This window comes from Ruegeria sp. AD6, assembly GCF_056542325.1.
Genome location: NZ_JBQFZQ010000012.1, coordinates 18,270 through 40,870, shown reverse-complemented (window position 1 = coordinate 40,870; position 22,601 = coordinate 18,270). Strand labels below are relative to the sequence as shown.

At 59.5% G+C, this 22,601-nt stretch carries 23 protein-coding genes; 17 read left to right on the top strand and 6 right to left on the bottom strand.

Features of this window, described 5'->3' with window-relative positions:
- Position 1 precedes the first annotated feature (1 nt).
- Genes ACR0KJ_RS17905 through ACR0KJ_RS17890 form a run of 4 tightly spaced genes read left to right on the top strand, consistent with a single transcriptional unit; the run spans position 2 to position 4,097 of the window.
- Complete coding sequence (locus ACR0KJ_RS17905; protein ID WP_480627315.1) at positions 2 to 1,096, top strand: microcin C ABC transporter permease YejB; 1,095 nt, start codon at positions 2 to 4, stop codon at positions 1,094 to 1,096.
- Positions 1,097 to 2,203, top strand: coding sequence for an ABC transporter permease (locus ACR0KJ_RS17900; protein ID WP_480627314.1), 1,107 nt, complete (start codon positions 1,097 to 1,099; stop codon positions 2,201 to 2,203).
- Entirely contained in the window at positions 2,200 to 2,517 is a 318-nt protein-coding gene (locus tag ACR0KJ_RS17895) for a hypothetical protein (protein ID WP_480627313.1), read from the top strand. The genes ACR0KJ_RS17900 and ACR0KJ_RS17895 overlap by 4 nt, the downstream gene beginning before the upstream one ends.
- Positions 2,518 to 2,519: 2 nt before the next feature.
- Entirely contained in the window at positions 2,520 to 4,097 is a 1,578-nt protein-coding gene (locus ACR0KJ_RS17890) for an ABC transporter ATP-binding protein (RefSeq protein WP_480627323.1), read from the top strand.
- Between the two features lie 19 nt (positions 4,098 to 4,116).
- Here ACR0KJ_RS17890 and ACR0KJ_RS17885 read toward each other — a convergent pair whose 3' ends face one another.
- Both ACR0KJ_RS17885 and hemN read right to left on the bottom strand, forming a co-directional pair.
- Positions 4,117 to 6,045 carry an elongation factor G gene (locus ACR0KJ_RS17885; protein WP_480627312.1) on the bottom strand — a complete coding sequence of 643 codons (1,929 nt, stop codon included), beginning with the start codon at positions 6,043 to 6,045 and terminating at the stop codon, positions 4,117 to 4,119.
- A gap of 214 nt (positions 6,046 to 6,259) precedes the next feature.
- Positions 6,260 to 7,615, bottom strand: coding sequence for an oxygen-independent coproporphyrinogen III oxidase (hemN, locus tag ACR0KJ_RS17880; RefSeq protein ID WP_170624525.1), 1,356 nt, complete (start codon positions 7,613 to 7,615; stop codon positions 6,260 to 6,262).
- A 61-nt stretch (positions 7,616 to 7,676) separates the two neighbouring features.
- Between hemN and fnrL the strand changes: the two genes are divergently transcribed.
- A complete protein-coding gene (fnrL, locus tag ACR0KJ_RS17875; RefSeq protein WP_480627311.1) occupies positions 7,677 to 8,420 on the top strand; it encodes a transcriptional regulator FnrL in 744 nt (247 codons plus the stop codon).
- A 48-nt stretch (positions 8,421 to 8,468) separates the two neighbouring features.
- Here fnrL and ACR0KJ_RS17870 read toward each other — a convergent pair whose 3' ends face one another.
- Both ACR0KJ_RS17870 and ACR0KJ_RS17865 read right to left on the bottom strand, forming a co-directional pair.
- Positions 8,469 to 8,876, bottom strand: coding sequence for a hypothetical protein (locus tag ACR0KJ_RS17870; RefSeq protein WP_480627310.1), 408 nt, complete (start codon positions 8,874 to 8,876; stop codon positions 8,469 to 8,471).
- A gap of 201 nt (positions 8,877 to 9,077) precedes the next feature.
- Positions 9,078 to 9,917 (bottom strand): universal stress protein, encoded by an 840-nt coding sequence (locus ACR0KJ_RS17865; RefSeq protein ID WP_170455085.1) that lies wholly within the window; start codon positions 9,915 to 9,917, stop codon positions 9,078 to 9,080.
- 196 nt (positions 9,918 to 10,113) lie between these two features.
- Here ACR0KJ_RS17865 and ccoN point away from each other — a divergent pair, with 196 nt between their 5' ends.
- The 11 genes from ccoN to nusG all read left to right on the top strand — a co-directional run bounded on the left by ccoN (position 10,114) and on the right by nusG (position 20,183).
- Positions 10,114 to 11,721 (top strand): cytochrome-c oxidase, cbb3-type subunit I, encoded by a 1,608-nt coding sequence (gene ccoN / locus ACR0KJ_RS17860; RefSeq protein ID WP_170455084.1) that lies wholly within the window; start codon positions 10,114 to 10,116, stop codon positions 11,719 to 11,721.
- Between the two features lie 14 nt (positions 11,722 to 11,735).
- Positions 11,736 to 12,464, top strand: a complete 729-nt coding sequence (gene ccoO, locus ACR0KJ_RS17855; RefSeq protein ID WP_170455081.1) for a cytochrome-c oxidase, cbb3-type subunit II — start codon at positions 11,736 to 11,738, stop codon at positions 12,462 to 12,464.
- 12 nt (positions 12,465 to 12,476) lie between these two features.
- On the top strand, positions 12,477 to 12,680 hold the full coding sequence (locus ACR0KJ_RS17850) for a cbb3-type cytochrome c oxidase subunit 3 (RefSeq protein ID WP_170455079.1): 204 nt from the start codon (positions 12,477 to 12,479) through the stop codon (positions 12,678 to 12,680).
- Positions 12,677 to 13,540, top strand: coding sequence for a cytochrome-c oxidase, cbb3-type subunit III (ccoP, locus tag ACR0KJ_RS17845; protein ID WP_170455077.1), 864 nt, complete (start codon positions 12,677 to 12,679; stop codon positions 13,538 to 13,540). Before ACR0KJ_RS17850 ends, ccoP begins: the two co-directional genes overlap by 4 nt.
- A gap of 409 nt (positions 13,541 to 13,949) precedes the next feature.
- Positions 13,950 to 14,825: a LysR family transcriptional regulator gene (locus tag ACR0KJ_RS17840; RefSeq protein ID WP_170455075.1), complete on the top strand. Its 876-nt coding sequence runs from the start codon at positions 13,950 to 13,952 to the stop codon at positions 14,823 to 14,825.
- A gap of 100 nt (positions 14,826 to 14,925) precedes the next feature.
- A complete protein-coding gene (gene ccoG / locus ACR0KJ_RS17835; protein ID WP_170455073.1) occupies positions 14,926 to 16,359 on the top strand; it encodes a cytochrome c oxidase accessory protein CcoG in 1,434 nt (477 codons plus the stop codon).
- Positions 16,356 to 16,814: a FixH family protein gene (locus tag ACR0KJ_RS17830; protein ID WP_170624520.1), complete on the top strand. Its 459-nt coding sequence runs from the start codon at positions 16,356 to 16,358 to the stop codon at positions 16,812 to 16,814. Before ccoG ends, ACR0KJ_RS17830 begins: the two co-directional genes overlap by 4 nt.
- A gap of 4 nt (positions 16,815 to 16,818) precedes the next feature.
- Positions 16,819 to 18,996, top strand: coding sequence for a heavy metal translocating P-type ATPase (locus ACR0KJ_RS17825; protein WP_170455069.1), 2,178 nt, complete (start codon positions 16,819 to 16,821; stop codon positions 18,994 to 18,996).
- 6 nt (positions 18,997 to 19,002) lie between these two features.
- The gene (gene ccoS / locus ACR0KJ_RS17820) at positions 19,003 to 19,161 is read left to right on the top strand and encodes a cbb3-type cytochrome oxidase assembly protein CcoS (protein WP_170455067.1); all 159 of its coding nucleotides are present in this window, start codon (positions 19,003 to 19,005) and stop codon (positions 19,159 to 19,161) included.
- A gap of 101 nt (positions 19,162 to 19,262) precedes the next feature.
- Positions 19,263 to 19,460 carry a preprotein translocase subunit SecE gene (gene secE / locus ACR0KJ_RS17815; RefSeq protein WP_050605011.1) on the top strand — a complete coding sequence of 66 codons (198 nt, stop codon included), beginning with the start codon at positions 19,263 to 19,265 and terminating at the stop codon, positions 19,458 to 19,460.
- Between the two features lie 189 nt (positions 19,461 to 19,649).
- Complete coding sequence (gene nusG, locus ACR0KJ_RS17810; RefSeq protein ID WP_152459924.1) at positions 19,650 to 20,183, top strand: transcription termination/antitermination protein NusG; 534 nt, start codon at positions 19,650 to 19,652, stop codon at positions 20,181 to 20,183.
- Positions 20,184 to 20,259: 76 nt separating this feature from the next.
- Here the strand turns inward: nusG and ACR0KJ_RS17805 are convergent, their stop codons facing one another.
- Both ACR0KJ_RS17805 and ACR0KJ_RS17800 read right to left on the bottom strand, forming a co-directional pair.
- Complete coding sequence (locus ACR0KJ_RS17805) at positions 20,260 to 20,778, bottom strand: trimeric intracellular cation channel family protein (protein WP_480627309.1); 519 nt, start codon at positions 20,776 to 20,778, stop codon at positions 20,260 to 20,262.
- Positions 20,779 to 21,002: 224 nt separating this feature from the next.
- Complete coding sequence (locus ACR0KJ_RS17800; protein WP_480627308.1) at positions 21,003 to 21,935, bottom strand: hypothetical protein; 933 nt, start codon at positions 21,933 to 21,935, stop codon at positions 21,003 to 21,005.
- A gap of 215 nt (positions 21,936 to 22,150) precedes the next feature.
- On the opposite strand from ACR0KJ_RS17800, the gene rplK reads away from it, so the two are divergent.
- Positions 22,151 to 22,600: a 50S ribosomal protein L11 gene (gene rplK, locus ACR0KJ_RS17795; protein WP_010440985.1), complete on the top strand. Its 450-nt coding sequence runs from the start codon at positions 22,151 to 22,153 to the stop codon at positions 22,598 to 22,600.
- Position 22,601 lies beyond the last annotated feature (1 nt).

Sequence of the window (22,601 nt, the reverse complement as noted above, 5' to 3'; positions counted from 1 at the left end):
GATGGGCGCCTATATTCTAAGACGCCTGCTTTTGGTCATCCCGACCTTGCTGGGCATCATGGTGGTCAACTTCACGCTGGTGCAATTCGTGCCTGGCGGGCCGGTCGAACAGATCATTGCTCAGATCGAAGGGCAGGGGGACGTGTTCGCCGGGTTCGCAGGCGGCGGCGATGCGGGCGCCGGGGCCGAGCCCGCAGGCGGCGTATTCGACGACAAGTATGTCGGCGCCCGCGGCCTGCCGCCCGAATTCATCGCCGAGTTGGAGAAGGAATTCGGCTTTGACAAGCCGCCGCTCGAACGCTTTGTGAACATGATGGGCAACTACCTGACGCTGGATTTTGGCGAGAGCTATTTCCGCTCGATCAGCGTGATCGATCTGGTGCTGGAAAAGATGCCTGTATCGATTTCACTCGGCCTGTGGTCGACCCTGATTGCCTATCTGGTGTCGATCCCGCTGGGCATTCGCAAGGCGGTAAAGGACGGATCGACCTTTGATACGTGGACCAGCGGCGCGATCATCGTGGCTTATGCGATCCCCGGGTTCTTGTTCGCCATTCTGCTGCTGGTGCTGTTCGCCGGTGGCTCATACTGGCAGATCTTCCCGCTGCGTGGCCTGACCTCGGACAATTGGGACAGCCTCAGCCTGATCGGGAAGATCGGAGATTATTTCTGGCACATCGCCCTGCCGATTATCGCCCTGACGATCTCGGCCTTTGCGACGCTGACCCTGCTGACAAAGAACTCGTTTCTGGATGAGATCAAGAAGCAGTATGTCATGACCGCCCGCGCCAAGGGGCTGGGCGAGCGCAAGGTTCTGTATGGCCACGTTTTTCGCAACGCGATGCTGATCGTGATCGCAGGGTTTCCGGCTGTGTTCATCGGCGTGTTCTTCGGCGGGTCGATCATTATCGAAACGATCTTTTCGCTGGATGGGCTGGGGCGTCTGGGTTTCGAGGCTGCTGTGGCGCGCGACTATCCGGTGATTTTTGGCACGCTGTTCATCTTTGGGATCATGGGGTTGGTCGTCAACATCATCAGCGATCTGATGTATGTGCTGGTCGATCCGCGCATCGACTTTGAAAAGCGGGAGGGGTAGATGGCGCTTTCCCCTCTCAACCAGCGCCGTTGGCGCAATTTCCGGCGCAATAGCCGGGCCTTCTGGTCGCTGATCATCTTTTCGGTGCTGTTTGGTCTGTCGCTGTTTGCCGAGTTCATTGCCAATGACAAACCGATCCTGGTGAAATACCGGGGTGAGTTCTACACGCCGGTCTTCAACTTCTACGCCGAAACCGAATTTGGCGGCGATTTCCAGACCGAGGCGATCTATCGCGACCCCGAGGTGATGTGCCTGATCGACAGTGGGGGTCTGGAGGAGTGTTTCGATGACCCCGAAGGCATCATCGAACAGATCGACGCGGGAACGTTTGAGGCTGAAGGGTTTGAAAAGGGCTGGGCCATCTGGCCCCTGATCCCCTATTCCTACAACACCAGCGTCGATCGCCCCGGCGCGGCCCCGTTGCCGCCCAACGGGCAGAACCTGCTGGGTACGGACGACACGAAACGGGACGTTCTGGCCCGCGTCATCTATGGCTTCCGCCTGTCGATCCTGTTCACCTTGATCGTCACCGGCGCCGCCAGCCTGATCGGGATATTCGCCGGGGCCATTCAGGGCTTTTTCGGCGGTTGGCTGGATCTGATCTTCCAACGCATAATCGAGATCTGGTCGGCGACCCCGTCGCTTTATGTGATCATCATCATGTTCGCCATTCTGGGGCGAAGTTTCTGGCTGCTTGTGGCGTTGATGATCCTGTTCAGTTGGACCGGGCTTGTGGGCGTTGTGCGGGCCGAATTCCTGCGGGCGCGCAATCTGGAATATGTTCGTGCCGCACGCGCGCTGGGTGTGGGCAACATGACCATCATGTTCCGCCACATGCTGCCCAACGCAATGGTCGCCACGCTGACCTTTATGCCATTCATCGTCACCGGCACCATCGGTGGTCTGGCGTCGCTGGATTTTCTGGGTTTCGGCCTGCCATCCTCGGCCCCTTCTCTGGGCGAGCTGACCTTGCAGGCGAAACAGAATCTACAGGCCCCGTGGCTGGCCTTCACCGCGTTCTTCACCTTTGCCATCATGCTGTCGCTGCTGGTCTTCATTTTCGAAGGCGTCCGCGATGCGTTTGATCCCAGAAAGACGTTCTCATGACCGAAAAGGTGATCAACAGGCCGGTGGAACGTCTCATCCTTGTCGCGGGGCTAGTGGCATTGGGATACATCATTCTGGTGATGGGTGGGCTCGGCTGGGAGTTCTTTACCACGCACCCCCACGGCCCGTTTCAATACGACGTCTTTGGCCTGTTTTTCCTGGTGCTGTTCGGGCCGGGTACAGCCGTTCTGATCGCCAGCGCGGTCATCTTTGCAACGAAACGGTCTTTCCCGACCTGGCTGCAGGTCGGCGCGATGCTCGGTGCCGTATGGGTGGGTTTCACGCACGCAGCGCTTGGGGGGATCAGCGTATGAAAATGTCGCTGTTGAATGTGCAGGACCTGAAAGTCTCGTTCCGGCAGGACGGTCAGGTATCAGCGGCCGTCAAAGGCGTGTCCTTCACCGTGGATCGGGGCGAAACGGTCGCCTTGGTGGGTGAATCCGGGTCGGGCAAATCCGTGACGGCCCTGTCCACGGTGTCCTTGCTGGGCGACAGCGCGATTGTCGAAGGCTCGGTGCAATATGACGGGCAGGAGATGATCGGCGCGTCCGAGGACACGCTGATGGGCGTGCGCGGCAACGATATCAGCTTTATCTTTCAGGAGCCGATGACCTCGCTTAACCCGCTGCACACGATCCAGAAGCAAATGGCCGAGTCGCTGGCTTTGCATCAGGGGCTATCAGGCGATGCGGCGCGGGACCGGATTGTGGAGCTTTTGACCAAGGTGGGTATCCGTGATCCTGAAGAACGTCTGGACAGCTATCCGCATCAACTGTCCGGCGGACAGCGGCAGCGCGTGATGATTGCGATGGCGCTGGCCAACAAGCCGGACATCCTGATCGCAGATGAGCCGACAACCGCGCTGGATGTGACCATTCAGGCGCAGATCCTCGAACTGCTGGCCGAATTGCAGAAATCCGAGAATATGGGGATGCTGTTCATCACCCATGATCTGGGGATCGTCCGTCGGATCGCGGATCGTGTTTGCGTGATGAAGGATGGCGAAATTGTCGAAACCGGTGTCACGGCTGAGATTTTCGACAACCCGCAGCACCCCTATACGCGCAAGCTGCTGGCGGCTGAGCCTTCGGGCCACCCGGACCCCGTTGCACATGACGCAGAAGAGGTCGCGCGCACGGACCATCTGAAAGTCTGGTTCCCGATCCAGCGGGGTTTCCTGAAACGCACCGTGGGTCATGTGAAGGCGGTCAATGACGCCACGCTCAGCGTCCGGGCGGGTGAGACATTGGGGATCGTCGGCGAAAGTGGCTCGGGCAAGACGACATTGGCGCTGGCCATCATGCGCCTGATTGCGTCAGAAGGCGGCATTACCTTCCGCGACCAGAACGTCCGCCGCTGGTCCACGCGGCAGTTGCGGCGACTTCGCAAGGATATGCAGATCGTGTTTCAGGACCCGTTCGGCAGCCTCAGCCCGCGCATGACTTGCCAGCAGATCATCGCCGAGGGGCTGGCCATCCATAAGGTCGATCCCCATCGTGCCCCGCGTGAGTTGGTCGCCGAGGTGATGACCGAAGTGGGCCTGGACCCGGCGTCGATGGATCGCTACCCGCATGAGTTCTCGGGCGGGCAACGTCAGCGCATCGCAATTGCGCGGGCCATGGTTTTGCGCCCGAAACTGCTGGTTCTGGACGAACCGACCAGCGCGCTGGACATGACGGTGCAGGTTCAGATCGTCGATCTGCTGCGCGATCTGCAGCGGAAATATGGGCTGGCCTATCTGTTCATCAGCCACGACCTGAAGGTAGTGCGCGCGATGTCCCACAACGTCATCGTCATGCGCAACGGGGACGTGATCGAGATGGGGGCGGCGGAAGACCTGTTTGAAAACGCGCAAACAGACTATACGCGGGAATTGATCGCAGCGGCGGGCTGACGCCCGCCCGACGCGTTTCTCAGGCGCTGGCCTTTTCCCGGTCGGCGGGTTTTGGAACAGGCCCGCGCAGCTCCTCATAGTGATCAAAGCTCAGCTTGACCCAACCGGTCCCGCGCGTGGCGCTGGCGAGGGTTCGGTGTAACTCGTCCTGCGCCACGGCCGGAAGCTGCGCATTGAAGATCTCCCAGCCCGACGCGTTTGGATTGCCCTCGAAGCCCAGAACCTGCCCTTGCAGCGTGCTGATCGTCGGCACCAGATCGCCTACGAAATCTGATGGCAGATGGATCTCGGCGGTCAGGATCGGTTGCAGCACCACGGGTTTGGCTTCGGGCAGGGCCTCGCGGACGGCGTTTTTGCCTGCGGTGCGGAAGGCATAGTCCGAACTGTCGACATTGTGGTGCTTTCCGTCGCTGAGTGTGACTTTGACATCCACCACCGGAAAGCCTTCGGGGCCCTGTACCAGCGCGTCCTTGGCCCCGTGTTCGACCGACGGGATATAGTTCTTCGGCACGGCCCCGCCCTTGACGATTTCCTCGAACTGAAAGCCAGAACCGCGCGGCAGCGGCGCGACCGAGATGACCACATCAGCAAACTGCCCGGCCCCGCCGGATTGCTTGCGATGCCGATGCCGGTGTTCGACCGATGTGCGGATGGTTTCACGATAGGCGGTTTCGACCGCGCTGGTTTCGATTTCGATGCCGAAATCCTCTAACAGCTTCGCCGTCACCCGTCGCATATGCTGTGGCCCTTGCGAGCCCAGAACAGAATGACCGCTGAGTTCATCCTGCTCCATCTGAAGCCCCGGATCGATCTCGACCAGCCGGGTCAGAGCGTTGGACAGGCGCACGTCGTCGCGTTCATGCGCGGGCGAGACGACCTGCCGGTGCGCAACAGGGTGCGACGCGGCCCAATCCGGCAACGGTGTTGCCGCACGGCTGTCATAGATAAAACCGGGATTCAGGTGATCGGATTTGACCGCCAGACCGATCTGCCCGGCCTCCAACGCATTGATCTGGGTTTTTGCGTCCAGCGTGGTCAGGTTGCCCACGGTTTCGCCGCCCAACGCCTCATGCGCTTTGACGCCGTCGCCCAGGCCACGCAGCACGGTGATCTTGCCGATATGTTTCTTCACATCAGCAAAGCCTGCGATTGCGCAGGCATTGTCGGCGGCTTCGTCACGCCCGGCGGCAATATCAAACTCTGGCGCCTCGTGCCGCAGGGCTTTCATCAACCGGGTCAGGCCATTGCCATGGCTTGCGGCCCCCAGACAGGCCGGGATCAGCTGGTGGTTCTGCAGAACCTGCGCGGCGAGGTCATAGACCTCGGCGCTGGGGGGCTGCTTGTCCTCGATCAGTTGCTCCAGCAGGTTGTCATCGAAATCGGACAGGGTTTCCAGCAATTCGGTGCGGGCCTCCTGCTCGCGATCCTCGACCGATTGCGGCAATTCGATCAGCGCCGAGGGTTGGCCTTCCTGATATTTCCACGCGCGTTCAGAAATCAGATCGACCGCACCGATGATCGTTTCCCCTTCGCGGATCGGAACCTGGCGCAATGCGATGTGATTGGTGCAATAGGTTTGCAGTGCCGCGATAATGTCGCGGATGCGGCCGTTGGGATTGTCCATCCGGTTGATGAACAGAAAGCAGGGGATGCCGGCCTCTTCGACCAATCTCAGATACGGCGCACACAGCACAGCGGCGTCCGGATCGGGTGGCACGACGACAACTGCCGCGTCCGAGATTGCCATGGCCGGACCGACATAAGCCAGCGCATCGCCGCCGCCATCAACGTCAACCGCGCACCATGGTTCGTCCAAGTAAGAAAAACCGTGCAAATGCACGGTTCCGGATACGTCGAATGTTGTGGGGCGCCCGTCGAGGCGGCTGATGGCCTCGACCAGAGTGGATTTGCCCGATTGACTGGGGCCCAGGACGGTGAAAACGCGCATATGTGCTGTCCCTCTTTCAGGTTGCAGAGTGGCTGCACGAATGAGGATGTCGAACGCAAAAGCGTCGGCACGGGATGTCTGCGAATTTGCCTGCCTCGAATTGCGGACCAGTTTAACGGGCCACACCCCAAGTGTGGAGAAAACAGAAGCCTTGCGTCAAGCCCCTGTTCGAAATCTCGCGAGGCGGGCGGAAAAGCCGCCCGCGGTCTTTGGGTCAGATGGCGGAACTATGCCCGGCCTTGCTGAGGTCGTAGGCATCGAAGGTCCGCGCGATCATCCGGGTCAGGGCGCGGGCTTCGGGCGGGATGAACAGCCCGTCCTCGGTGATGCGCAGCAACCCGTCAAAAGCCGTATTCGCCGCGCTGTACATGTCGCGCAACTCTTGGGCGGTGACGTCGTAGTTGCGCAGAATCTCGGCCGAGTTGATCTTGAAATCGCACATCAGCGCTTCGATCAGCCGGGCGCGCAGCACATCCTGAGCTTTGAACAGATGCCCGCGCGAGGTTGAAAACCGCCCGTCGCGAACCGCCTTGGTATGCGCCGAGGTCGCCGGATTGTTCTGTGCGTAGCCCTGCGGGAAGCGCGAGATCGAACTGGCACCAACCCCAATCAAAACCTCGGCCTGATCGTCGGTATAGCCCTGGAAGTTGCGCTTTAACTGCCCCGCGTTCAAAGCCCGGGTCAGGCCATCTTCCTGTGTTGCGAAGTGGTCGATCCCGATCTCGGCGTAATTGTCCCACATGAACAGGCGTCGGGCCGTATCAAACAGGTCCAGCCGTTGTTCGGGCGTCGGCAGCGCGTCTGATGGAATCAGCTGCTGCCGCTTGGCCATCCACGGCACGTGGGCATAGCCATAAAGCGCCACGCGGTCCGGGCTGAGCGACAGAAGCTTCTGCACGCTTTCGGTCATGCGGGCCTTGGTCTGATGGGGCAGGCCGTACAGAATATCGGCATTCAGGCTGGTAATGCCGCGCGCGCGGATCATGTCGACCGCTTCGCGGGTGGTGTCATAGCTTTGAATGCGCCCGATGGTCTTTTGAATCTCATCATCGAAATCCTGCACACCGATCGAGGCGCGGTTCATGCCTGCCTCGGCCAGGGCGTCCAGACGCGCATCGTCAATTTCGTTCGGGTCGATTTCGACCGAGAACTCGGCATCCGGGCCCATCGGCACAATGCCCAGGATATGCTGCGCCAGTTCGCGCATCAGGTCCGGGTTCAGCAAGGTTGGCGTTCCACCGCCCCAATGCAGGCGCGACAGCACGACGCCGTCTGGCAGGCGCGCGGCCAGCAAGTCCAGCTCGGCCTTCAGAACATCCACATAGGCAATAACCGGGTTATCCGTCTGCGTGCCTTGCGTGCGGCAGGCGCAGAACCAGCACAGCCGGCGGCAGAAGGGAACGTGGATATACAGCGAGACGGCGCTTCCGGGTTTTATTGCGGAAATCCAGTCGCCATAAAGGTCAGCCCCCACGTCATTGCTGAAGTGGGGGGCGGTTGGGTAGCTCGTGTAACGCGGCACTTTCGCGTCAAATAGTCCAAGCCTTGCCAATTGTGATTTATCTATCATGACGATAACCTTATGAGGCCAACGACTTGGCTGCTTTGACAGAGATCAAGTGGGAACGCGCATGACAATTAAAGCACAGTTCGATCACGCCAATTGCGAAGACTGCCCGATTCGTCACCGGGCGGTCTGTGCACGCTGTGATACGGATGAGTTGGAAGCTCTTGAAGAGATTAAGTATTACCGCAGTTTCGAGGCGGGACAGACGATCATCTGGTCAGGCGATCAGATGAACTTTGTCGGCTCGGTCGTGTCGGGAATCGCCTCTTTGACCCAAACGATGGAGGATGGCCGGACCCAGATGGTGGGTCTTTTGCTGCCCAGTGACTTTGTGGGTCGACCGGGGCGCGACGCCGCGGCCTATGACGTTCAGGCCACCACGGACGTGGTGATGTGCTGCTTTCGCAAGAAACCGTTCGAGGATCTGATGAACGCGACGCCGCATATCGCGCATCGCCTGTTGCAGATGACATTGGACGAGCTGGACGCCGCGCGCGAGTGGATGCTGGTTCTGGGGCGCAAAACCGCGCGGGAAAAGATCGCCAGCCTGTTGTCGATCATTGCGCGTCGCGATGCCTCGATCACGCAAAAGGGGCTGTCGGAGGCGATTGTCTTTGACCTGCCCCTGACCCGCGAGGCGATGGCCGACTACCTAGGTCTGACGCTTGAGACGGTCAGCCGTCAGATCTCGGCCCTGAAAAAGGACGGGGTGATTGCGTTGGAAGGCAAACGCCACGTGACTATTCCTGACATGGCCCGATTGATGGATGAGGCCGGGGACGATTCGGATGGTGGGTTCCTGGTCTGACCAGATCAGGCACCCGCGTTGGCTAGACCCGATTGGGTTCGCTTTGGCCTAGCTGATCTTGCTGCCCGAGCCTGATGGCGTTCGACCAGCGGATCCAGGCAGGGTCATCTGCATCAGGAAGGTCAACAGGGATGCCGCAGTGGCTCCGACCGCGATCCATCCGAAGTACCACAGCTTACCCGCCAGGGCATCTTCGGCATATGAGGCGGCGAATTGGGTCTGACCGTATTTTGCAACACCAAAAGCGAGCGCTGTGAGCACCACGGCAACAGCTAGCCTTGTTACCGGAACCGACACGCGTGCAAGCAGGGTTGCAAGGATCAGCCCGATCGGCGCGCCAAACAGCAGCGTCTTCTGTGACCACCATGGGTGAGCGCCCAGAGGTTTGGCGACATCTGCGCCGATGAGAACAGCTAGGATGACCGCAGCGGCAAGGGTTGGGATAAAGGTGCGCATTGTGCCTCCGTCGATTTGAAACCGAGGTAGGGAGTGTCCGCGCACCACGCCAGTATCGTTTCACCGCACTAGCGGGCATGTGAAGAGGCGGCAGCCCGTGTGACAGAAGGTGCCGCGAAACGGTTGTACGTTCATGTGCGCCCGAACCTGCAGCCGGTCGTACTTGATGCAGCTTTCAAAGCTCCAGGCCCGCAGCGTGGTTCAGTGGGCCAGAAAAACCGGGACGGCGGATTGTTCCAGCATGTTGCGTGTTGCGCCGCCAAGGATCGCTTCGCGAAAGCGGGAATGGCCATACGCCCCCATGACGATCATGTCGGATTCCGTATCCATCGCGTGCCGGTTCAGAATGTCCGAGACGCGGGTCATTGTCTTGCTCAGCACCTCAATCTCACATTTTACGCCGTGCCGCGCCAGCATCTGGGACAGCATCCCGCCGGGATCGGACCGGTCAGGCCCGTGGCGCGGCGGGTCGATGACCACGATACGGGCCACATCAGCCGCCTTGAGGAAGGGCAGGGCGCGGCGCACGGCGCGCATCGCCTCGATGCTTTCGTTCCACGCGATCATGATGCGCTTGGGCACCGACATCGGACGGGCGGTATTCGGGACGACCAGCACAGGCGCGTGGCCTTCGAACATGGCGGCTTCGATAATCGGTTCGGCCTCGGCGCCGCGATCCTCACCGTACGGATGCGGCAGCACGACCAGATCCGAAAACCGCGCCCGATGTGCCACATGGCGGCCAATATCTGCGATCTGGGCCACACCGCTTTCGGCTGACCAGCGGGCCCCGGTTTTGCGCAGATACTCCTTAGCGAAGGCCAGCAACTCATCCGCTTCGGCATTGGCCCGGCTGAGCGTTTCCTGAAGGATCAACGCATTTGCCCCGGCATAGTAATAGCCTGTCTGACTGCGATCGACGCCCAGACACAGGGCCTCGGCATGACCATCCTGCGCTTCGGCCAGTGCCGCCAACTGGGCAAGCGTGGCCTGTGCGCCCTGTGTTTCGGTCATAATTGTGAGAAGAGATTTATACGCCATATCGACCTCTTGACTTGGGGTCAACGGTCCCCTGCGACCAGATAACCCATTCATAGAGGTATGCGTGTCATAGAAAACGGGTGTCTGTCTTGACTCAGATCAAAGCAGCCCAGGCTGCATTTCTTCAATACAGCAAACAGTCAAAAAGGTTCCGCGCGGCACGCAAATTGCGCGGGGCACGGTAAAGGGACGCAATATGTCGAATTACATCAAGCTGATCGTGCTTGGTCTGGTCGTGGTATTTGCCGCGATCGGGTCCAATTATGCACGCGATTTGGCGTATCAGGTGCATGCGATTCTGGTGATGGTCATCGCCGGCGGTCTGTTCATCTGGACGCTTCGAAACACGGATGAGCCAGATATTCTCACTGATCGCTCGGGCGAGTACATGGATGACGTGATCCGCTACGGCGTGATCGCAACCGCCTTTTGGGGCGTGGTCGGGTTCCTTGCAGGGACCTTTATTGCGTTCCAGCTGGCCTTTCCGACGCTCAATTTCGAATGGGCGCAGGGATACCTGAACTTTGGACGGCTGCGTCCGCTGCACACCTCGGCGGTGATTTTTGCCTTTGGCGGCAACGCGTTGATCGCAACCTCGTTCTATGTGGTTCAGCGTACCAGCGCCGCACGGCTGTGGGGTGGAAACCTCGCGTGGTTCGTGTTCTGGGGCTATCAGCTGTTCATCGTGCTGGCTGCTACCGGATACGTTCTGGGCGGAACCCAGTCCAAGGAATATGCCGAGCCGGAATGGTATGTTGACCTGTGGCTGACCGTCGTCTGGGTCGCTTATCTGGCGGTCTATCTGGGCACGATCATCAAGCGGAAAGAGCCCCATATCTATGTGGCAAACTGGTTCTACCTGGCCTTCATCGTCACCGTCGCCATGCTGCACCTGGTCAACAACATGACCATCCCGGTCAGCATCTGGGGTTCGAAATCGGTCATCGTCTGGTCGGGCGTGCAAGATGCCATGATCCAGTGGTGGTACGGCCACAACGCCGTGGGCTTTTTCCTGACCGCCGGTTTCTTGGGCATGATGTATTACTTCATCCCGAAACAGGCCGAACGTCCGGTGTTTTCGTACAAGCTGTCGATCATCCACTTCTGGGCGCTGATCTTCCTGTATATCTGGGCCGGTCCGCACCACCTGCACTATACCGCGCTGCCGGATTGGGCCTCGACGCTGGGCATGGTGTTCTCGGTGATCCTGTGGATGCCGTCCTGGGGTGGCATGATCAACGGCCTGATGACCCTGTCGGGCGCGTGGGACAAGCTGCGCACCGACCCGGTGATCCGGATGATGGTGATCTCGGTCGGCTTTTACGGCATGTCCACCTTTGAAGGTCCGATGATGTCGATCCGCGCTGTGAACTCGCTGTCTCACTACACCGACTGGACCATTGGTCACGTGCATTCCGGCGCGCTGGGCTGGAACGGCATGATCACATTCGGTGCGCTGTACTTCCTGGTGCCTGTCCTGTGGAAGCGCGAGCGTCTCTACTCGCTGCAAATGGTCAGCTGGCACTTCTGGCTCGCCACCATCGGCATCGTGCTCTACGCCGCGTCGATGTGGGTGACCGGTATCATGGAAGGCCTGATGTGGCGCGAAGTGGATGCCAACGGCTTCCTGGTGAACTCGTTCGCCGACACTGTGGCGGCCAAGTTCCCGATGTATGTGGTGCGCGGTCTGGGCGGGGTCATGTTCCTCGCTGGGTCGGTGATCATGTGCTACAACCTGTGGATGACTGTGCGGAAAGCGCCGGCCCGTGAGGCCAGCCTGACCGTCGCGGTCCCGGCTGAATAAGGAGGGCCGGAGCAATGGCAATTCTCGACAAACATAAGATCCTCGAGACCAACGCGACCCTCCTGCTGATCTTCAGCTTTCTGGTCGTGACCATCGGTGGCATCGTGCAGATCGCACCGCTGTTCTATCTTGAGAATACCATCGAGAAGGTGGAGGGCATGCGCCCTTACACCCCACTCGAAATGGCGGGTCGTGAGATCTATCTGCGCGAAGGCTGCTATGTCTGCCACAGCCAGATGATCCGGCCGATGCGGGACGAGGTCGAACGCTATGGCCACTACTCGCTGGCGGCTGAATCGATGTATGACCACCCGTTCCAGTGGGGGTCCAAGCGTACCGGGCCTGATCTGGCTCGCGTCGGTGGCCGTTACTCGGACGACTGGCATGTGCGCCACCTGCGCGATGCGCAATCGGTGGTGCCAGAATCGGTGATGCCGAAATACGGCTTCCTGGAACGTCGCAAGATCGACGGTGAATATATCGGCGACATCATGGCGGCAAACGCCGTGGTCGGCACGCCCTACACCGAAGAAATGCTGGAAAACGCCGTGGCCGACTTCCGCGCGCAGGCTGATCCGGACAGCGACTATGACGGGCTGCTGGAGCGTTATGGCGACAAGGTCAATGTGCGCAACTTCGACGGTCAGTCTGATCTGACCGAGGCCGATGCGCTGATTGCCTATCTGCAGATGCTGGGCACGCTGGTCGATTTCTCGACCTTCACCCCGGCAGCCAGCCGATAACAGGAGGGTATGATGGAAGAATATACACTCTTACGGCAATTCGCGGATAGCTGGATGCTGCTGCTGCTGTTCACCTTCTTTCTTGGCATCGTGGTTTGGGTTTTCCGCCCCGGTGCCAGCAAGGAATACAAGGACACCGCCAACATCCCGTTCCGGCACTCCGATGCCCCCGCCCAGCAAGACAAACCCGCCACACCCAAGGAGGCGCGGCCATGAGCAAGACACCTGAAAAACAGCCGGGCGATCCGAATACAACCGGTCACAGCTGGGACGGGATCGAGGAATTCGACAACCCGATGCCCCGCTGGTGGTTGTGGACCTTCTACGCCACGATCTTCTGGGGCGTGATCTACACCATCATGTATCCGGCCTGGCCGCTTGTGCAATCGGCAACGGCGGGTGTGACGGGCTGGTCCTCGCGCGCTGAGGTGCAAAAGGAACTGGTCGCGTTTGAAGAGGCCAACGCGCCTTTGAACGCCCAATTGGTGGATACGCCGCTCGACGATATCTCGAAGGATGCTGAGCTTCAGCAATATGCCGTCAACGCGGGCAGCGCCGTGTTCCGTACCTGGTGCGCGCAGTGTCATGGTTCGGGTGCGCAGGGCGCGCCGGGCTTCCCGAACCTGCTGGATGACGCATGGCTGTGGGGCGGCACGATGGAGGATATCCATTTTACCGTCAGCTATGGCATCCGGAACGAAGAAAGCGACGATGCGCGCTATTCCGAGATGCCGGCCTTTGGTGAGCTCCTTGAGAAGGAAGAGATCACCCAGGTGGTTCAGTACGTCATGTCGCTGACCAACGCGCAGACCGACGATGCGGCTGCACAGGCGGGCAAAGTTGTGTTCGAAGACAACTGTTCGGCCTGTCACGGCGAAAACGGTCAAGGTGACATGTTCCAGGGCGCTCCGAACCTGACGGATGCGATCTGGCTGTACGGCGGCAGCGAAGAGGCGCTGACCGAGACCGTGACCTATAGCCGTTTCGGCGTGATGCCGAACTGGGATACCCGCCTGACCGAGGCGCAGATCCGCGCCGTATCCGCTTACGTCCACCAGTTGGGCGGCGGTCAGTAAGCGCAAAAGAATACCTGCGGGCGGTTCGCTGCCCACAGGTCCCGGCACCGGCTGTTCCATCTGTTCGCGCGTTTCCTGAACAGCCGGTGCCTATTTCACGTCTGAGGACAGGACTGCCCCGAGGGCAGATGTGTCAGAACCCTGCTTGTGTCTTTCTGAACCGATCTGGGCGCGTGTTTCGACAAAGGATGACCCACCGGCGGCAAGGCGATCAACTTTGGCTTTGCCTCTGAGTGCGGGGCAGGGGCGGTTGCCGGTTGGTGCAGTCTGGTCGCGTTCAATATCGCTTTGGCATAAATCGAGAGCATGGGTTCCCTCCTGTCGCGGTGTTGCGGATAACAACAAGATTGTGTTCTCCGGCAAAAAATGCGAACCAATTAGCGTTCCAAAATGTAAGCAGGGATTACACGTGAATTGGCTGAAACTACCCCCGCTGGCCTCGCTAAGGGCCTTTTCTGCTTTTGCAGAGAGGGGCGGCGTCGTTCAGGCTGGCGAGGCCTTGAATGTTAGCCATGCTGCCATAAGTCAGCAATTGCGCGCGCTTGAGAAACACATGGGCGTCGCGTTGGTTCAGCGTGACGGCAAATCCCTGACCTTGACCGCCGAAGGCGAACAGCTGGCCCGCGCGCTGCATCTGGGTTTTGAATCCATCGGCACCGTTGTGGAAGAGCTTATGAAATCGGGCGAGGCGCGTCCGGTGCACGTATCGCTGACCTCAAGTTTTGCGGCGTCGTGGCTGATGCCGCGTCTGCCGGCGTTTCAGGCCGAATACCCTCAGATCAACCTGGCGATTGACCCCTCGCCGCATCTGGTCGCTTTGACGCCCGGCGGGGTCGATGTCGCGATCCGCTACGGGGCGGGCGGATGGTCGGGTGTCGAGTCCGAGATGTTGCTGGAAACACCCTTTGTCGTCGTCGCCGCCCCTGGCCTGTTGGGGGGCAAAACCAGCTGGACGCCCGAAGAGCTGGCCCATTTGCCCTGGCTGGAGGAGTTGGGCACAACCGAGGCATCCACATGGCTTGCCAAGCGCGGTGTGGCTCATCCGCCTTTGGCCGGGCGTATGTCTTTGCCCGGAAACCTGCTGCTGGACGGGTTGCGAGCCGGTCAGGGCGTCACCGCAACGGTGCGACATTTCGTCGAAAACGACATCCGCGCCGGGCGTCTGATCGAGCTGTATGCCGAGCCCGAACTCAGCGGATACCATGTTTTAACTGCAAAAACGCCGCTTAGGCCCGCTGTGAAGACATTTGTGACCTGGTTGAAGCGGCAATCTGGTAGCATGTGATAAAAGATGTTTGTTCGATGCGCGTTTTGACCCATGTCAAAGTTTGCGCGGACATGATCTGGAAGAAGACGCTAGCAGAAGACCCATTTGGAGCCAGCCAGTGAGCGATTCCGATCCCGCCCCCAGCTTGTATGCCGCGCGCGAGCCGATTTTCCCAAGACGCGTATCCGGCCCGTTTCGGAACCTGAAATGGATCATCCTGATTGTCACGCTGGGTATCTACTATGTGACCCCGTGGATCAGATGGGATCGCGGGCCCAGCCTGCCGGATCAGGCGGTGCTGCTGGATCTGGCCAACCGGCGGTTTTATTTCTTCTGGATCGAGATCTGGCCGCATGAGTTTTACTTTGTGGCTGGGCTTTTGATCATGGCCGGTCTTGGGTTGTTCCTGTTTACCTCGGCCCTTGGTCGCGTCTGGTGCGGTTATGCCTGCCCGCAAACGGTCTGGACCGACTTGTTCATTCTGGTCGAGCGCTGGATCGAAGGGGATCGAAACGCGCGATTGCGCCTACACCGGCAGGAAAAAATGGACTTCCGTAAGGCGCGGCTGCGGCTGACGAAGTGGACGGCCTGGTTCCTGATCGGCCTCGCAACCGGCGGGGCCTGGGTGTTCTACTTCGCCGACGCGCCCACATTGCTGCGCGATCTGGTCACCGGCAATGCGCACCCCGTGGCCTACACGACCGTGCTGATCCTGACAGGTACAACCTTCCTGTTTGGCGGTTTTGCCCGTGAACAAATCTGCATCTATGCCTGCCCCTGGCCGCGCATTCAGGCCGCGATGATGGACGAAGACACTCTGGTCGTCGGCTACCGCGAATGGCGGGGTGAGCCGCGCGGTAAAGGCAAACGCACTGCCGATTCCGAGTTGGGCGATTGCATCGACTGCATGGCCTGCGTGAATGTCTGCCCCGTGGGGATCGACATCCGGGATGGCCAGCAGTTGGAATGCATCACCTGTGCGCTGTGCATCGACGCCTGTGATGACATGATGGCCAAGATCGGCAAACCGCGTGGGTTGATCGACTATATGGCGCTGAGCGATGAGGCCAACGAACGCTCGGGTAAGCCGCCCAAGAATGTGTGGAAGCACATCCTGCGGTTCCGGACGATCATGTATACGGCGCTGTGGTCACTGGTTGGGTTCGCATTGCTGTTCGCGCTGTTCATCCGGTCCGATATTGATCTGACGGTTGCACCTGTTCGCAACCCGACCTTCGTGACCTTGTCCGACGGCACCATCCGGAACACCTATGATGTGCGTCTGCGCAACAAACACGGCGAAGACCGCCTGTTCAGCCTGTCGCTTGCCGGTGATCCGTCGATGCGATTGGAGATTGAAGGCACAAACCTGCATACTGTGAATGTCACGGCCGACACAGCACAGTTGGTGCGCGTGTACATCACCGCCTCTCGCGATGCTGGCCCAGCGGGAGCGGAAACGACGCCGGTTCGGATTTGGGTCGAAGACATCACCAGCGGCGAGCGCGCCTACAAAGACACCACGTTCAATGGCCGAGGGAACGGATCATGACAGAGCGCAAATTCACCGGGAAACACGCTTTGGCGGTTTTCGTCGGCGCCTTTGGGGTGATTATCGCCGTGAACCTGCTGCTGGCCTATAACGCGGTGAAAACCTTTCCGGGGCTCGAGGTTAAGAACTCTTACGTCGCCAGCCAGGAATTCAATGAGCGGTTGAAGGAACAACAGGCGCTGGGCTGGGAGGTCCGGGCCGAGACCAAGGGTGGCTTGCTAATCCTGCACATTACCGATGCCACGGGTGCCCCGGTTCAGGTGGCCGAATTGCAGGCGGTCGTGGGTCGCGCGACCCATGTAAAGGATGATTTCTCGCCGGATTTTACCTTTGACGGTATCGCCTATGCGACGCCTGCGACGCTGGGCAAGGGGAATTGGAATATCCGCCTTGTGGCACGCGATCATGCAGGGGCCGAGTTCACACAGCGCGTACCACTTTATGTGAAAGGTTAACGGAGTGACGGCGCAAATCACATCCGGAACGGCGGCTTGCCCGGGGTGCATTGCGACCCCGGCAGAACCAGCGCGCCCAATCCCCGAGGATGTTCAGATTGCGCTGTCCTTGCCGGGCATCCACTGCTCGGCCTGTATTGCGAATGTCGAACGCGCATTGAACGCGCATCCGGGTGTCGAGGATGCGCGGGTCAACCTGACCCTGAAACGCGCCATGATCAAAGCCGCGCCCGAGACGCGGGCGGCGGAGCTGATCCCGGTGCTGGAACGCGCCGGGTATGAGGCGCATGAGCTGGATCCGGGCGCCCTGTCCGCAACCAGCGCGGATAAGGCGGGTCGGGATTTGCTGATGCGGCTGGCGGTGGCCGGTTTCGCCTCGATGAACGTGATGTTGTTGTCGGTTTCGGTCTGGTCAGGGGCGGCGGACGCGACGCGCGACATGTTCCATTGGATTTCAGCCGCCATTGCCTTGCCTGCCATTGCCTTTTCGGCGCAGCCGTTCTTTACCAATGCCTGGTCGGCCTTGCGGGTTCGTCGCCTGAATATGGACGTACCGATTGTGCTGGCCATCCTGTTGGCTTTGATGACGTCCCTTTGGGAAACGGCCCTGAGCGGTGAACATGCCTATTTCGACGCTGCTCTGACCCTGACCTTCTTCCTGTTGGCCGGGCGGTATCTGGATTACCGGACCCGCGCCGCCGCACGGTCCGCGGCCGAGGAACTGACCGCTCTTGAGGTGCCGCGCGCCATCCGCGTGATCGACGGGGTCGAGGAAGAGGTTGCCGTGTCAGCCCTGACCGTGGGCGATCTGATCCTTGTGCGGCCCGGTGGGCGCATGCCGGTGGACGGCCAGATCGTCTCGGGCCGGTCCGAACTGGACCGGTCTTTGCTGACCGGAGAAACCCTGCCGGTCTTTGCCGACGCAGGCCAGAGCGTCAGCGCGGGTGAGGTCAACCTGACCGGCCCGCTGACCATCCGCGCCACGGCGGTGGGCGAAGATACCTCACTCCACCGGATGGCCGATCTGGTTGCGATCGCGGAATCCGGGCGGTCCCGGTACACGTCGCTGGCGGATAAGGCAGCCAAGCTTTACGCGCCGGGCGTTCACATTCTGTCGGCACTCAGCTTCGTTGGTTGGTACATCTATTCCGGCGATCTGCGCACCGCGTTGAACATCGCGGCGGCGGTGTTGATCATCACCTGCCCCTGCGCCTTGGGGCTGGCTGTGCCTGCGGTGACGACAGCCGCCTCGGGGCGGTTGTTCCGCAAGGGGATGCTGATCAAACACGCCACCGCTCTGGAACGTCTGGCCGAGGTCGATACGGTCGTGTTCGACAAGACTGGTACGCTGACCTCCGGCGCGCCGGAACTGACCAATCTGGGCGACCATTCCCGCGCTGACCTGGAAATTGCGTTGGCCTTGGCCGAGGCATCAGGCCACCCGCTTTCGGTCGCATTGGCGCAGGCGGCGCGTGCCGCCGGGGTCAAACCTGCCGCAGTGAAAGAAATCGTCGAAGTACCCGGATATGGCACAGAAGGCCTGTATCGCGATCAGCGTGTCCGATTGGGCCGCGCGGCCTGGGTTGGCGGGGCGCAAGGGGCTCAGACCTCGGCCTGGCTTTCCGTCGGATCAAACCCACCCGTGCCCTTCACATTCTCGGACGCCCTGCGCCCCGGCGCAGCAGAAGCGGTCGAGGCGTTTGCGCGGTCGGGCAAGCAGATCATCCTGATCTCGGGTGATTCCAAAGGTGCCGTTCAGGCCTTGGCCGATAAGCTGGGTATCGAAAACTGGATTGCCGAGGCGCTGCCTCAGGACAAAGCGGCGCGCATTCAGGAGCTCAGCGATCAGGGAGGGCATGTCCTGATGGTGGGCGATGGTCTGAATGACACGGCGGCGCTGGCTGCAGCGCATGTCTCGATCTCTCCGGCCTCGGCATTGGATGCGGCTCGGGTCGCCTCGGATATCGTTCTGCTGGGCACCGATCTGTCGCCCATTGCGGACGCTTGCGACACCGCCGTCAAAGCCACCAAACGGATTCGCGAGAATTTCCGCATTGCCACCGTGTATAACGTGGTCGCCGTTCCGTTGGCTGTGATCGGGCTGGCAACGCCATTGATCGCAGCCTTGGCGATGTCGACCTCGTCCATTACCGTATCCCTGAACGCCCAGCGGCTGAGGTGACCCCGAATGGAAGTATTGGCCTATCTGATCCCGATTTCCCTGTTTCTGGGCGGCGTTGGCCTGGTTGCGTTTGTCTACACTGTGCGCTCGAACCAGTACGAGGACCCCGAGGGCGATGCCCGCCGCATCCTTAGCGATGAATGGGACGACAAGCCCAAGCCGTAACCGGGCCGCATCGCCCAGGCAGAGTTGATCCGAACCGCCCTTGAAATTGCCGCAATGCCCGGCTATGTCCGGCCTATCCGCTAGCAGAGAGATCAAGCCACATGGCCACCACCAACCCGATCCAGTTCATTCAGCAAGTCCGTGCCGAAGTCTCCAAGGTCGTCTGGCCGACCCGGCGTGAGGTGCTGTTGACCACGGTCATGGTGTTCATCATGGCGGCGCTGACGGCTGTGTTTTTCGCTCTGGTCGATCTGGGTATTCGCGGCGGCTTGCAACTGATCCTGGGCGCGTTCAGCTAAGCCGGTTCGGGCGGGCGGAAACGCCACTGCCCCCTTGCACAGCACGGCGTGTCAGAGTAGGTGACATGACTATTCGGAATGGGCGTGCGGCGAATCAGGTTGCGCGCCGCTTTTTATTCCGGGTCACGCGATAGAATTTCAATGAAGGGCGCTTGCACCGCCCTGACGGCAAACAAGGACGACAGGTTCATGGCGAAACGGTGGTACTCGGTCAGCGTTCTTTCGAATTTCGAAAAGAAGATCGCAGAGCAGATCCGCACGTCGGTGGCTGAACAGGGCCTTGAGGACGACATTGACGAGGTTCTGGTGCCCACCGAAGAGGTGATCGAGGTGCGCCGGGGCAAGAAAGTCACGACCGAACGCCGCTTCATGCCCGGCTACGTTTTGGTGCATATGGAAATGTCCGATCAGGGCTATCACCTGATCAACTCGATCAACCGCGTCACCGGTTTCCTGGGCCCGCAGGGCCGCCCGATGCCGATGCGCGACGCCGAGGTGAACCAGATCCTCAACCGCGTTCAGGAAGGCGAAGAAGCGCCAAAACTGATGATCTCGTTCGAAGTAGGTGAGAAGGTCAAGGTCAACGACGGCCCGTTCGAGGATTTCGACGGCATGGTCGAAGGCGTGGACGACGAGAACCAGAAGCTGAAGGTCTCGGTTTCGATCTTTGGTCGGGAAACGCCGGTGGAACTGGATTTCACTCAGGTCACGAAGCAGAGCTAAGCTGGCTCTCAACGATTTTTGAAACGCCGCGATGCTTGGGCTCGTGGCGTTTTTTTGTTTGTAGACCAAGCAGTCTTTAGCTGCGTTTGGCCTGAACCATCACCCAGTCGGGCAATCGCAGGTCCCAGCGAATGACGGCGGCCCGCATGGCGAAAATCAAGGTTGCGCAGACGACGCCTGACACGGTCGAGTGCTCCGGAACCAGATACAGCAGCAGGACATAAAGGGCGCATCCGACGGATACCGGAAACGCATAGATGTCCCGGCTCATGAGCAATGTGGGTTGCCCGGCCAGCACGTCGCGTATGATGCCGCCGCCAACGGCCGTAACCACCCCGAGGATCACAGGCCCGACCGGCAAGCCGAACCCCAACCCCCAGGCCTTGTTTGCGCCTTGAATTGCAAACAGCGCCACGCCGAGGCCGTCGGTATATAGCATGAGGCGGTAAACAGACTCCTGCCGGGCAAATCTGTAGGCATAAACGGTCACAAGACTGGCGATGAGCGCCACCCAGATATAGTTCGGATCCATCGACCAGAATACCGGCGCATCCAGCACCATGTCGCGAATGGTGCCGCCGCCAATCGCGGTCACGATCCCCAAAAGCAGGCGCTGTAGATGTCGATGCCCCGCGGGGCGACCGCCAGCACGGCGGTGATTGCAAAGGCCGCCATGCCGACCAGGCCGATCAGGTATTGAAAGTCCATGACCTCGTGTCCGTTGTTTATTTTTCTCAGGTGCCCGGAATGGCGCGTCAGGTGGGTACCGCAGCATTTGCTTTGGTGCCGAGTGAGTAGCAAAAGTGCTTTGGGTGCAAGTCAGTTCTCTACTGAGGGTTTCTTCTTCGCAGCCTCGAACATTTCGTCAATCACGGCCAATAAGCGCGGGACTTCTTCGAATGCTTCCAGAGAGAGGGGGCATCCGTATGAAGAGCCGCCCGGATTACAAGACTTCACTCTGGGTATTGTCATCCATTTGAGAGTTATATGTGGCTGTGTCCCACCAGTCGCTTCCTTCAATGAAACTGTTGCAAATGTGCACAATGAGTCACACATGCCTAGAATATGCCTATCATTGATCAATGGGCGTTTTGACAACAGTCGTAAATCTCTTCCTCCTTTCTCATTTGGCTCACCAGAATAGAGAAGCCAAAAATCGTCGTTGAAAGACGGTTGATCAGCGCGGATGACCGCTTGGATTGAAGGTGTTTCGTCGACCTCAAAATCAAGCCAGCGGCCGATCTTGTTGTGGCCGTAAGGGTGATCATGAGAATTGAAATTTGTTATGGTTGAAACCATTCGATGGCCCCTACTATCGCGAAGAATTTTTGGAATGCCTGTGGCAAGCCCATAGAACGCCAGAAGATAGTGACAGCAGCTGGAGACTTTGAAACTGCCGCTGTCTGAGAAAGAGCGTCTGGTGTTGTTCTCTTCGTCCAGTTCGACATACCTGCCTGGCAAAAGTCCACCGGTGAAAGTGGGTGGTTTTTCGGTCATCAAGCCAATTGTCGGGAAATAGTGCAGATCCGGCCCGAATTTGTAGGTAATGTAACCAACAGGAAATTGAGCGCAGTCTTCGACGGCGCATAGCTCTTGCCATTCACGGCGGAGTTTCTGAATTCTCTGTTCTTTCGCAGCTTCCTCCTGTTCTGACCTTGCTTTAAGGCCAAAATGTATGCTTGCGCCAAACAGGACAAGCCACAGCAAGAAAAGCCCGCCTATGAGTTTTAGAATGCGCTGCGCAATGTTCATTTGGATGATTTTTTAAATTCGACTTTTACTCACTGTAATTCCAGTACGCTGCGAAGCAATGCTCTTGCCAACCCCACCATTCCCCTATAAATGCCGCCTCTATCGTCTTCGGGCGAGATTCTCTCGTGGGAGGTTGCTGGGATCGCGATCCTGGTCCGAACCACGCAACATAATCTGGGTGGAACGCGTTTCACCTTAGTTGAAAGGAAAACCAAATGGCCAAGAAGCTTGCTGGTACAATGAAGCTGCAGGTTCCTGCAGGTCAGGCGAACCCGTCGCCGCCAGTTGGCCCCGCTCTGGGTCAGCGCGGCATCAACATCATGGAATTCTGCAAGGCGTTCAACGCCAAGACCGCAGACATGGAGCCCGGCGCTCCGTGCCCGACCGTGATCACCTATTATCAGGACAAGTCCTTCACCATGGACATCAAGACGCCGCCCGCGTCTTACTACCTGAAAAAAGCAGCTGGTCTGAAGCCGGTCGGCAAGCGGAACCGCCCCCGTGGCGCGGAAAACCCCGGTCGTGAGACCGTGGCTACCGTGACCTCGAAGCAGGTTCGCGAAATCGCCGAAGCCAAAATGAAAGATCTGAACGCCAACGACGTCGAAGGCGCAATGCAGATCATCCTGGGCTCGGCCCGCTCTATGGGCATCGAGGTGAAGTAAG

Excerpts from the sequence above, each read along its gene's own strand:
- ACR0KJ_RS17905 (WP_480627315.1), top strand. The coding sequence starts at position 2 with ATGGGCGCCTATATTCTAAGACGCCTGCTTTTGGTCATCCCGACCTTG.
- ACR0KJ_RS17900 (WP_480627314.1), top strand. The coding sequence starts at position 1,097 with ATGGCGCTTTCCCCTCTCAACCAGCGCCGTTGGCGCAATTTCCGGCGC.
- ACR0KJ_RS17895 (WP_480627313.1), top strand. The coding sequence starts at position 2,200 with ATGACCGAAAAGGTGATCAACAGGCCGGTGGAACGTCTCATCCTTGTC.
- ACR0KJ_RS17890 (WP_480627323.1), top strand. The coding sequence starts at position 2,520 with ATGTCGCTGTTGAATGTGCAGGACCTGAAAGTCTCGTTCCGGCAGGAC.
- ACR0KJ_RS17885 (WP_480627312.1), bottom strand. The coding sequence starts at position 6,045 with ATGCGCGTTTTCACCGTCCTGGGCCCCAGTCAATCGGGCAAATCCACT.
- hemN (WP_170624525.1), bottom strand. The coding sequence starts at position 7,615 with ATGATAGATAAATCACAATTGGCAAGGCTTGGACTATTTGACGCGAAA.
- fnrL (WP_480627311.1), top strand. The coding sequence starts at position 7,677 with ATGACAATTAAAGCACAGTTCGATCACGCCAATTGCGAAGACTGCCCG.
- ACR0KJ_RS17870 (WP_480627310.1), bottom strand. The coding sequence starts at position 8,876 with ATGCGCACCTTTATCCCAACCCTTGCCGCTGCGGTCATCCTAGCTGTT.
- ACR0KJ_RS17865 (WP_170455085.1), bottom strand. The coding sequence starts at position 9,917 with ATGGCGTATAAATCTCTTCTCACAATTATGACCGAAACACAGGGCGCA.
- ccoN (WP_170455084.1), top strand. The coding sequence starts at position 10,114 with ATGTCGAATTACATCAAGCTGATCGTGCTTGGTCTGGTCGTGGTATTT.
- ccoO (WP_170455081.1), top strand. The coding sequence starts at position 11,736 with ATGGCAATTCTCGACAAACATAAGATCCTCGAGACCAACGCGACCCTC.
- ACR0KJ_RS17850 (WP_170455079.1), top strand. The coding sequence starts at position 12,477 with ATGGAAGAATATACACTCTTACGGCAATTCGCGGATAGCTGGATGCTG.
- ccoP (WP_170455077.1), top strand. The coding sequence starts at position 12,677 with ATGAGCAAGACACCTGAAAAACAGCCGGGCGATCCGAATACAACCGGT.
- ACR0KJ_RS17830 (WP_170624520.1), top strand. The coding sequence starts at position 16,356 with ATGACAGAGCGCAAATTCACCGGGAAACACGCTTTGGCGGTTTTCGTC.
- ccoS (WP_170455067.1), top strand. The coding sequence starts at position 19,003 with ATGGAAGTATTGGCCTATCTGATCCCGATTTCCCTGTTTCTGGGCGGC.
- secE (WP_050605011.1), top strand. The coding sequence starts at position 19,263 with ATGGCCACCACCAACCCGATCCAGTTCATTCAGCAAGTCCGTGCCGAA.
- nusG (WP_152459924.1), top strand. The coding sequence starts at position 19,650 with ATGGCGAAACGGTGGTACTCGGTCAGCGTTCTTTCGAATTTCGAAAAG.
- ACR0KJ_RS17800 (WP_480627308.1), bottom strand. The coding sequence starts at position 21,935 with ATGAACATTGCGCAGCGCATTCTAAAACTCATAGGCGGGCTTTTCTTG.
- rplK (WP_010440985.1), top strand. The coding sequence starts at position 22,151 with ATGGCCAAGAAGCTTGCTGGTACAATGAAGCTGCAGGTTCCTGCAGGT.